Source organism: Odoribacter sp. N54.MGS-14 (genome assembly GCF_000980295.1).
Lineage (GTDB): Bacteria > Bacteroidota > Bacteroidia > Bacteroidales > Marinifilaceae > Odoribacter > Odoribacter splanchnicus.
On the sequence record NZ_LARL01000082.1, the window covers coordinates 1 to 10,357 of the forward strand.

The window sequence follows — 10,357 nt, forward strand, 5'->3', positions numbered from 1 at the left end:
TGTTTTAAAAATAAAAATGGATAATAAACGGGCAGCATAACAAAAAAAGAAGGCATCCTTTTCAGACACCTTCTTTTGTTACTTGGTTACGGTTATTTTTCCTGCCTCACTATAGGCCGTATATTCCGGGGCGTACATGCTTTGGAAAGTTGCGATCCCGTCCTGATAGGTGCCTGCCTGATTTACCCATACCGGGTATTCCAATACGTAGGTACCTTTGGCCAGAGAATTGAAAAAGAAATTGGTAACGGCATCTTTAGATTCTTCATAGTATACGGTACCGAATTTCCATTGATTGCCCGATAACTGCCCGATGGGTTCGAAACAGGCAGCTCTGAAATCTTTCAGGTAAAGAAAATCCATGTCTTGTTTTAAAGAAAGCGTTAGGCGGGTAATCACTTTATCTCCTGTTTTCAGTTTTTCCTTTCCGAGAGGAAGGAGTTCTTGCTTGCCATCCGACCCTATTTTTTCAATAAAGAGTTTTTTAGTGACACTGAGTATTCCTTTCTGTTGTTGTACCTGATCGAATTTTTCGAAGTATTGCAAATATAAACCGCCCCAGCTAGGAGAATCGGTCGTTTGGGTGATATCGGCATTCAGCATATCGGGTTGGATTTCGGATGCTGTATAGGTATACTTTAAATAACCTAAGGGATTGGCGGTAGTAGAGACCGGTAATGTCTGTTTCCCTAATTCGACAGTTATTTTTTCAGATTGATTCAGTTGATCTTTCCCTGTTAACAGCAGGGCATAGATCGCGTCTACGGTAGAAGGAACGTTTCCCCAATTTTGAGTTTGTTTTTGCCGGAGTAACCATTGTTTCATCAATTCGGTCTCGGGCGTATTCCCTTCTAACTCGTAAAAAGCTTCCATCAAGGCAACGTGAGTCTGAATGGCTGAATTTCTGTAAATTTGTCTCCGGTTATTAGGCCAGTACATCCCTTGTTCATTATTCGTGACTGCATATTGGCGCAGGGATTTCAGTATGTTTTGTGCTTCTTGCTTAAAACCGTATCGGTTTAATGTAACGGCAGTTAAAGCTTTTTCATACAGAGTGAAATCGCTCCATTGCTTTTGAGCTAATGCTATAAAATATTTGTGTGCTTTCAAAGCATCTCCCAAGGGGATATCCCGATATAGACTCCTGACATAGAGGTAAAGGATTTGTTCGTATCCGATTCGTTGGGGAGTTGTCTCAAAATCTTTTCGGATTTCATTATCCAGGTAACGAAGTGCTTTTATTTGCATCTCTTTCTCTTGCTCATTGAAAGCCCGTTGGCCGGTAAGATTAGCCCTGGCCATAATCGCAAGAACATTGGCAGTCATAAAACGACTCGGATACATTCCTTTGAACCAACTCCAGCCTCCTGTCGGATTTTGTAATGCTGCAAGCTTTTGGAGTATACTTTTTTGTTGGTAATCTAATCTGTTTTGGTCGAATAATTGAACCAAACTCTGTATACATTCTGTTTCCGATTGTGCTTGCATTACCCAAGGTGAAGCTTCCAGCAAAATGGATTTCAGCTCTTGGTTCTGTTCCAGTTTGGACAATAAAGTCGGGTCGTCTGCGGATAGATGCCAGCTGCGGATAACTCCGGCGATATGAGGATTGGCATGTATAATACGCTGGGTTATGCTGTTGACATAATAGGCACCTGATAAGTCGGTGATATTTTCGTTCTGAGGTTGTTGTATGGAGGGGATAGCCAAAACAGCATACCAGATCGGATTCTCGGTTAATTCGAAAGTTAGCCGATAAGGAGTGATCGTGGTGTTGGGTTGTTTTAGCGTAAAGGTATGCTTGCCGGTCTGATTCGTGTAGATCGGTAAGGTCTGAGTGATTAAAGTTTCTGTCGGCAATACGGGGAGCAAATGTTGCTCGCCATCACTGAAGTGCCCGCTTTGAGCGGATACTCTGAATCCCAGCAAATCGATATCTGCCGGTACAGTGAACTGGAAAGTTAGCGTTTGACTGCCCTGGGGGTGTGTCCGGAAAGTCTGATTTTGCTGCATGAAAACTTTTTGATTTGCCGGATCGAAAAATTCAAAGTTTACTTTGCCTTGCTGAATAGTATCCGACAGGTTACTGACGGTTACTTGCAATTCCGTCTGATCGCCGGTTCTGAGGAAACGGGGCAGATTCGGGCGTACCATCAGCGGTTTGGAAGTAACGATCGTTTCGGATAATTGCCCGGTCCGTAAGGCGGGTGTCGTGGCGAGAGCTGTGAATTTCCATTGGGTTGTCGCGTCAGGTATAGTAAAACTGATATCGACATATCCTTCCGGATCTGTTTGTAGTTGGGGATAGAAAAAGGCGGTCTCCTGGAAGTTCTCCCGGTAGTTTATTTCGGGGGTTGGCATTCCGGATGATCCGGCTTCGTCTGATGCCGCTTCTGCAAAATCACTGGCAGCCAACTTGGCTGAACCGGTCATGTAGGTATTTCCCAACGCTTTGGTTGAAAACCGATAATGGGAATGTGAAGATACATAAGTCTGTAATTCACTGAAAGAAAGAGGTGTGACAGGATAAGAAGGACGTCTGAAAATATGATCCGACAAAATAATCCGGTTGTTGAAATTATAACGGAATGGACATATCCAGGCGTAAGGTGTGCCAGGATTTAAATAAATCGGCCGGAAATAAAAATGGTTCGGTACGATTTTGTCGAGAGAGGCATCGTACATCATAGCCAATAACTCGGCAGTCACCGGTTTTCCTGTTGCGTCGACAACCCGAAGTTTCCAGGTCTCCGATTGTCCTGGGATAAGATGGTCTCTGAAAACTTTGGTCTCTACGGTTAACTTACGATCCGGTTTTGCCCTTTGGATGGGAATGACCTGAGAAAAAAATTTTTTGTCTTTTACGTAGGAGATATACAGCCAGATTTGTTGTCCGTATTCCTCCAGGAAAGGAATATCGATCGGGATGACTTCGTTGGAAAGGATAGGGTAAGAGCGTTTGATTAATTTATCGGAAGTATAAATATCATATCTGACATAAGCTTCTTTGGCTGAAGTACCGAAAAGAATTCGGGCGGTTTCTCCCGGCCGGCAAGTGGTTTTTTCTCTGACAACCCACTCATAGGTAGGGAAAGGCGGTTGGGAATCCTGGGGAGAATAGAGGTAGAAGATTTGCTTCGCTTCGGATTGTCCGCTGGTCACGGTGAGCAGATATATACCGGAGGCTTGCCGGGTCAAATCCGGAAAAACAGAATCTTTCCGGAAAACGGATAAATGACCTTCAAGAATGGTTTTTTCTACGATAGTGTCTTTGATGTCCGGATAGGTTTGCAGCTGTTGGGGAGATACCAGTTTCTGTATGGTATATTTTACCGGATAGGCATTGGAGTCGTTTGCGATTTCCGCTAGTGAAATGTGAAAAGCGGTGCGTTGTTGTTTATTCACTTGTTCCGGAAGTTGTAAAGTCGGAGTGGCTTTACCGGAATAAATGGGGAGCATTGTACTCATTTCTTCTGTTTCCCCTTTGGTATCCGTCACTTTTACCTTTATTTCATAGAGGTAAGAGTTGCGGAAAGCAGAGGTGGCCGGGATATCCTGGGCTTTAAAAGTAATTTCGAAACAGCCTTCGGTATTGCTGTGGGTTGTTCCATGGAATGTGGAAGCTATGTATGGAGAGACTATAGGTGATGATACTGATATGGTATAATTGATGGGGGTATGGGCCATTTTTACACCGGAGAAGCTTTTGACTTGTCCTTTCAGACAGACTACGTCACCGGCAAAATAACTCCTTGTCGGTTCTTGAAAGAGGATTTCGAATTCAGGGCGTTTGTAATCCGCAACCTCGATGGTAGTCTGACCTTTTTCGGTATAGAGGGTAAAATATCCGTTAAGGATGCGGGCTGGAATGACGAAACTTCCTGTGAAGGAACCATATCGGTTGGATGTTACTTCTTGTTGGGCGATTTCCTTGTCGTTGGCATCCTTAAAGCTGATTTTGTATTTTCGGTTTTCCAGGGCATAAAGCGTATCCGGACTTGTTGACCAGCTGATACCTTTGTAATAAACCGTCTGCCCTGGCCGGTAAATCTTCCTGTCGGTGATCAAGGCGGTACGGGTTTGGGCGGTTGGAGAGGTGTACTGTCTGTAGATCGGGTTGATGGGGCCGTTGGGATTTTCCGGATTGATTACCTGATAAGCCAGATTTTGTTTGGATAAACTTCGGAAAGAGAAGGCCATTCCCCGGGAATTTGTAAACAAAGAATCCAATAGCGTGTATCCCGGATAGTTCGGTTTATAAAGGAGAATTTTAGCTTTTGGAATAGGCTTGCCACTTTTCGAATCATATACGGAATAGATCTGTTGGTTTTGGTTACATTGGACATTTGATTGCAGGCGGGTGGCAATCATGGTTTGCGATACACTATGTTTGGCCCCTGTTGTATATAGTGAAATCTGATAGAGACCGGCCTGGGGAAGGGGAATGTGGACGATGGTATCGCGTTCGATCAGACTGGGAGTTAAGGTGAAACGTTTTTCGTAAACTTTATGTTGGGCTTTGTTTTTCTCCTGATCCGTTAATTGTTCGTATGTCTCGGTGGGCAGGTCAATCCGGTAAATTTGCAGAATGGCATAATACAGATTCTGGGAAGTAAGTTTTAAGGCAACTGTTTCCTCCGGGTAGATTATTTCAGGGAGTTGGAGGGATAGTTTGGGAGCTTTCATTTGGCTGAGAATGGCGCGTAATAAGTTGGTCCGTTTGTATTTAGGATACAGGTCTATTCCTTTTTCGCAGAGTGCGATAATCTTTTCTTTTTTGGTAACGAGTTGTTGTGGCGTGACAGACCGATCGTAGGTCGAGGCGTGTAGGTCTGTTGTATATTCATTGGCTTCTTTGGCCATCACTTCTATGACAAAAGGGGTATTGATATATGTTCGTTTCAATTCCTGCAAAGCTTTTAAATAAAGGGTATCCCTGTCATGGGGAGATAAGAAGTTTTTGGCATATTCCAGACGGTCCAGATCGGTAGCCAGGAAAGCTGGGTGATTGGCCTGTTTTTTCCGGAACCGGAGTAATTCTTGCCATATCTGCAAAATGGTAGCCGGCCGCCCTTTTAGTTCTGCGGGAATAGGAGTGGCGATAAATTCGTCGGCCGGAGCGAATAGTAAAGGAGAATCGGAAGATGGTTCTGCAAAGCCGGGAGTATTGGTTTGCAAAAGAATATTTATAGCCCGGTAACAAAGAAAGTCGTAAAGTGTAGGACGTAATGAATCCGCTGGAGTCAAAGAAGTCAGTATGGCTTTGTATGCGCTCAAAGGAGTTTCTTGTAATTTTCGGGCAGGAAGCAGAGAGGCTGCTACACATTTTTTGATTTTTTCGACGAAAATATTACTGCTCCAGCTTGCTATATCTTCCGGAATATAATCGGTTACGGGGGTGCGTTGGTTGATCAGATAGCTGTTGTTATTGTAGTACTCTGCATAAAGCTGGGCACAATAGGAATTTATGACAGCTATACCGGCAGAATCCGTCTCCTGGGAAAGGTATTTTTCGACTTCGCTTAATATTGCCGGATAGTCCTCGTGATCGATCGCTAACGTAAAAGTAGTTTTTAAAATCAATGATTTGATCAGTAAAGGGGTATCGTTGTTTTTGATGGCTTGTCGGTATAGTGCCTCGGCGTCTTTGATGGCTTGTTGAGGATATCGATAGTAGTAGGCCGTCAAGGTGTCCTGCGGGGAGTGCTGTGCGTAAGTGGCTGAACCTATAAATAATAGTATGCCGATTAAAAGTTTACTTAGTCTCATCTGTTTCTATTTTTATGATACATACGAAATATTTATCGTCTTAGAGATGCAAAAACGAATGGAATTCCATAAAATTAAAAATAATTTGTGGTAAGAAAAGAAAAGTTTTGTCTTTTATTTTAGGATTGTTATCTTTATTGGCAATATGGAAAGTAGAAATAAGATATTGAAAAGTAAAAGATTGAAACTGATCCGGGGAGTGATGTATCTGGATGTTTTATCGATCTTGTTGAGTGTGATGATGATCGATATGCGTCATTTTACTTTTTCGTTGTATTCCGGGGTTTGTATGCGTATCCTTGTGTTGCTGGGGATTTTTATACTTCTTTTGATTGGTGAAAGAAGTTTGACACGTTATCTGCGCAAACATCGTAATGAATGAAAGAATTTCTTCGGGAATATCCCCAAAGCTTTTTTGACTTGGGGGATACTCTACTGAAGAAATCGCTGGGCTTTATTCGAAATCACCTTGTTTTAAAAATTCTGTGGCGGCATCGATGTCTTTATACATCACTCTGTCTTGCCCGTTGAAGGGGACGATGCTACGGAATTCTTTCAGGAACTCTTCCAGGTAAGGTGAGGTTTTGGTTGGCCGCTGTAAATCGATTGCCTGAGCTGCATTCATCAGTTCTATTGCTAAAATACGTTCTACGTTTTCGGCAACCTTAACCGTTTTCGTCGCTGCATTTCCTCCCATGCTGACATGGTCCTCCTGTTCGTTGGAAGAAGGAATAGAGTCTACAGAACAGGGAGTGCACAATTGTTTATTTTTGCTTACAATAGCTGCTGCTGCGTATTGAGGAATCATAAAACCGGAGTTCAGGCCCGGATTGGCTACCAGGAATTCAGGAATATTTCCCCGGTCACCTGAAATCAGCCGGTAAGTACGCCGCTCGGATATACTGCCTAACTCTGCCAAAGCAATACTCAGGAAGTCCATCACCAAAGCCAGAGGTTGACCGTGGAAGTTGCCGCCGGAAATAATCAAATCGTCTTCCATGAAAATGGTGGGATTGTCCGTTACGGAATTAATTTCCCGTTCTACAACAGAAGCGACATACATGATACTGTCTTTACTGGCTCCGTGAACTTGTGGCATACAACGGAAAGAGTAGGGATCCTGAACATGTGTTTTTTCTTTTTGCTGGAATTCGGATCCTTCCAGTAAAGTACGGATATTGCGTGCTGTTTCGATCTGACCCGGGTGAGGACGTGCGGCCTGGATCTGAGGTAAGAAAGGATCGATTCGACCGTCGTAAGCTTCTAATGAAAGCGCTCCGATGATATCGGCATATTTGGCAATCTTGAAAGCTTTCAATAAAGCATATACGGCATGAGAACTCATAAACTGAGTACCGTTTAATAGTGCCAATCCTTCTTTAGCTCCGAGTTTGATCGGGGCCCAACCCAATTTGGCATTGATTGCTTTTGCATCGCAAATCTTGCCTTTATACCACACTTCTCCTTCGTTAATTAAAGGTAAAAATAGATTGGCCAAAGGAGCTAAGTCGCCGGAGGCTCCCAAAGAACCTAATTCACGGACTACCGGCAATACATTATGATTGAACATATCGATGATCCGTTCGACGGTCACTAATTGCACACCGGATTTCCCCAGCGACAAAGCATGTGCTTTCAGCAATAACATCAGACGAATGATATCCTGATGAATCGGTTCTCCAAGACTACAAGCGTGTGACATCACCAGGTTGGCCTGTAATTGGCTGAGGTCTTCTTTGGAAATACTGATTTTGCATAATGAACCGAAACCTGTCGTTATGCCATATAAAGGTTTGGCAGAACTCTCGATTTTATGATCCAGGTAGGCTTTACAATCGTTGATTAATTTTTTACTATCTTCGGAAAGAGCCAGTTTGTAATTCTTACTTAAAATTTTATCGATGACCTCGAATGTAAGAGGTGCTGGAGATATATAATGTACCATGATAATTGAATGTTGAAAATTAAAAATTGAAAAATGCACACATCACATGTAGTGAAAGTTGTTTCCCGTTTTCACTGTTCTTTTTCATTTTATCATGGACATCTGGAATCGTATCCGTGACTTTTCAGGGGACGGTGTTCCTTTTTATATATCTGCATAAATACCGGTTGATGAATGTTTTATTCGTCTTATCGCTTGAGTCTTTCGACTAACTCTTCCGTTGTAACATTATGCTGTTCACCCGATAGCATATTTTTCAGGGAGATAATACCTTCTTGCATTTCATTTTCGCCGATCAGGGCTACGAAAGGTATCTCTTTTTTATCTGCATAAGTCATCTGTTTTTTCATTTTAGCGGCTTCCGGATAAATTTCCACATTGATACCGGCTTCCCGCAGTTGTTTGAGAAGTGGTAAACAATATCTTTCTTCCTGCTTACCGAAATTGACGAAAAGGATCTGAGTGGTTGTCATATTATCTTTGGGAAACAGATCCAGTTGATTCATGACATCGAAAATACGGTCGGCACCGAAGGATATACCTACTCCCGACATATTTTTTAATCCGAAAATACCGGTCAGGTCATCATAACGTCCACCTCCGGTGATACTACCGATCTGGACATCTAAGGCTTTTACTTCAAAAATGGCTCCGGTATAATAACTCAAACCACGGGCCAGGGTAAGGTCCAGTTTGATTTCGGTCCGGATGTCCACATCCTTCAGATAATCGAATACAATGGATAGTTCTTCGACACCTTTTAAACCGATAGGGCTATCCTGTAAAATAGTTTTGAGTTTTTCCAACTTCTCACTATTACTTCCTTCCAGGTTCAAAATAGGTTGCAATTTGACGATTGCTTCTTCGGTGATTCCTTTTTCCCGTAATTCAGCATTAACCTTGTCCAGACCGATTTTGTCCATTTTATCGATGGCTACTGTAATATCTGTCAGCTGGTCCGGATAACCTATGATTTCTGCAATTCCTGCCAGTATTTTCCGGTTATTGATTAATAAACGCACCTTGATTTTCAGACGCCGGTATACTTCGTCGACCATTTGAATCAACTCTACTTCATGCAAAAGCGAATCACTTCCGACAACATCTACGTCACATTGATAAAATTCCCGGTAACGTCCTTTCTGAGGCCGATCGGCCCGCCAAACCGGCTGGATTTGATAACGTTTGAAAGGAAAGGTTAATTCGCTTTGATGTTGTACGACAAATCGTGCGAAAGGGACAGTCAGGTCATAACGTAATCCTTTTTCTGAGATCTTGTTGGTGAGCTTTATACTATTCTTTTCTAATAATTCCTGATCGGAGATGTTCCCGATAAAATCTCCTGAATTTAAGATTTTGAATAATAGCTTATCCCCTTCCTCTCCGTACTTGCCCATTAAAGTGGACAGGTTTTCCATGGCTGGCGTTTCCAGTGGCATATAACCGTATAGTTTAAAAACACTCTTGATCGTATCGAATATATAATTGCGCTTCACCATGATTTCAGGTGAATAATCTCTTGTTCCCTTTGGTATAGAAGGAAGTTGTGCCATAATTGTATTTGTTGTTTTTCCTTACAAAAGTATATAAAAAGTGTGATTGAAAAATAATGGTATTGGTGATATTTTTATTTTTTTGGAAAAAAATTGTTGGGTAGAATTGTGTTTGTATTTATTTTTTTCAATTTTGTAATTGAAATCATGTTAGATCAGATAACCATAAATAAGTTTATTGCCGGCGATGTGAAGGCTTTTGAACGTTTGTTCCGGAAATATGCGCGAAGTATGCAGCTTGTGGCATTAGGACTTTATCGGGATACAGCTGTGGCAGAAGATGCTGTTCAGGAAAGTTTTGTGTATTTGTGGAACCATCGGAAGGAGATGAAGCCTGATATTGCCATAGAGGGTTATTTATATTCTTGTGTGCGGCATTATGTGTTGAATTATATCCGGCATCAAAATATCCGGATCAGGCAGGAAAAAGAGATTGTGCGTGAGCAGGAATGGTTAGCGGGGTTGACGTACGATGAGATTGATGTAGATGCTAAATTATTGACTATAAAGAAAGTAATTGATGCATTGCCGGAAGGATGTAGAAAGATATTTGTGATGTCTGTAATTGAGGGAATGAGCTATACAGATACGGCCAAGGAATTGGGGGGGGCGGTGAATACAGTAAAGTCACAAGTGAAGATTGCTTATAAGAAATTAAAAAATACGGTTCAGAAATCTCCTGATAATATGTATCTTACTATTTTATTTTTACTTTCCTTAAAAAAAATACTATAATTTTTTCACCCTTTCGGGATGTTCATGTTCTTTATAAAAGAATTTCAAAATGCAGGAGCATGGATACAAGTACCAAAGAGGAATTATTCCGTAAAGTATGGGCAGCTCTTTATGAAGAGGGGAACAAAGATGAATTGCAGGTGCGGGAAGTTGTCGACCAAATGTATATGGCTGTAAAAGAACCGGAGTTGGATATAGAAGAAGTGTTTGATAAAGTACAAAGGGAGATAGGTACGGTAAGGAATAAGGAGCGGAGATTATGGTGGAATGTGATAAAGTGTAATAGTCAAGACTTGTTCTGACAGCTTGTTTAGTATCGGACAAAAAAACTGTCAGCTGTTTGTTGCGAAGTTAC

General features: G+C 42.0%; 6 protein-coding genes. 3 read left to right on the forward strand and 3 right to left on the reverse strand.

Translation table 11 applies throughout. The features are described 5' to 3' along the window. Positions 1 to 78 precede the first annotated feature (78 nt). A complete protein-coding gene (locus WS42_RS12945) occupies positions 79 to 5,769 on the reverse strand; it encodes an alpha-2-macroglobulin family protein (RefSeq protein ID WP_046451210.1) in 5,691 nt (1,896 codons plus the stop codon). A gap of 145 nt (positions 5,770 to 5,914) precedes the next feature. Here WS42_RS12945 and WS42_RS12950 point away from each other — a divergent pair, with 145 nt between their 5' ends. After that, positions 5,915 to 6,151, forward strand: a complete 237-nt coding sequence (locus tag WS42_RS12950) for a hypothetical protein (RefSeq protein WP_013612077.1) — start codon at positions 5,915 to 5,917, stop codon at positions 6,149 to 6,151. Between the two features lie 72 nt (positions 6,152 to 6,223). Here WS42_RS12950 and hutH read toward each other — a convergent pair whose 3' ends face one another. Together hutH and hisS are read right to left on the reverse strand one after the other, a co-directional pair. Further along, positions 6,224 to 7,714: a histidine ammonia-lyase gene (gene hutH / locus WS42_RS12955; RefSeq protein ID WP_022160576.1), complete on the reverse strand. Its 1,491-nt coding sequence runs from the start codon at positions 7,712 to 7,714 to the stop codon at positions 6,224 to 6,226. Between the two features lie 188 nt (positions 7,715 to 7,902). Next, positions 7,903 to 9,267 carry a histidine--tRNA ligase gene (gene hisS, locus WS42_RS12960; RefSeq protein WP_022160577.1) on the reverse strand — a complete coding sequence of 455 codons (1,365 nt, stop codon included), beginning with the start codon at positions 9,265 to 9,267 and terminating at the stop codon, positions 7,903 to 7,905. 147 nt (positions 9,268 to 9,414) lie between these two features. Here hisS and WS42_RS12965 point away from each other — a divergent pair, with 147 nt between their 5' ends. Next, positions 9,415 to 10,002 (forward strand): RNA polymerase sigma-70 factor, encoded by a 588-nt coding sequence (locus WS42_RS12965; RefSeq protein WP_046451211.1) that lies wholly within the window; start codon positions 9,415 to 9,417, stop codon positions 10,000 to 10,002. Positions 10,003 to 10,061: 59 nt separating this feature from the next. Then, positions 10,062 to 10,304, forward strand: coding sequence for a hypothetical protein (locus tag WS42_RS12970; protein WP_046451212.1), 243 nt, complete (start codon positions 10,062 to 10,064; stop codon positions 10,302 to 10,304). Positions 10,305 to 10,357 lie beyond the last annotated feature (53 nt).

Bases quoted from the DNA above. Each gene is read 5' to 3' on its own strand.
- WS42_RS12945 (WP_046451210.1), bottom strand. From the start codon at position 5,769: ATGAGACTAAGTAAACTTTTAATCGGCATACTATTATTTATAGGTTCA.
- WS42_RS12950 (WP_013612077.1), top strand. From the start codon at position 5,915: ATGGAAAGTAGAAATAAGATATTGAAAAGTAAAAGATTGAAACTGATC.
- hutH (WP_022160576.1), bottom strand. From the start codon at position 7,714: ATGGTACATTATATATCTCCAGCACCTCTTACATTCGAGGTCATCGAT.
- hisS (WP_022160577.1), bottom strand. From the start codon at position 9,267: ATGGCACAACTTCCTTCTATACCAAAGGGAACAAGAGATTATTCACCT.
- WS42_RS12965 (WP_046451211.1), top strand. From the start codon at position 9,415: ATGTTAGATCAGATAACCATAAATAAGTTTATTGCCGGCGATGTGAAG.
- WS42_RS12970 (WP_046451212.1), top strand. From the start codon at position 10,062: ATGGATACAAGTACCAAAGAGGAATTATTCCGTAAAGTATGGGCAGCT.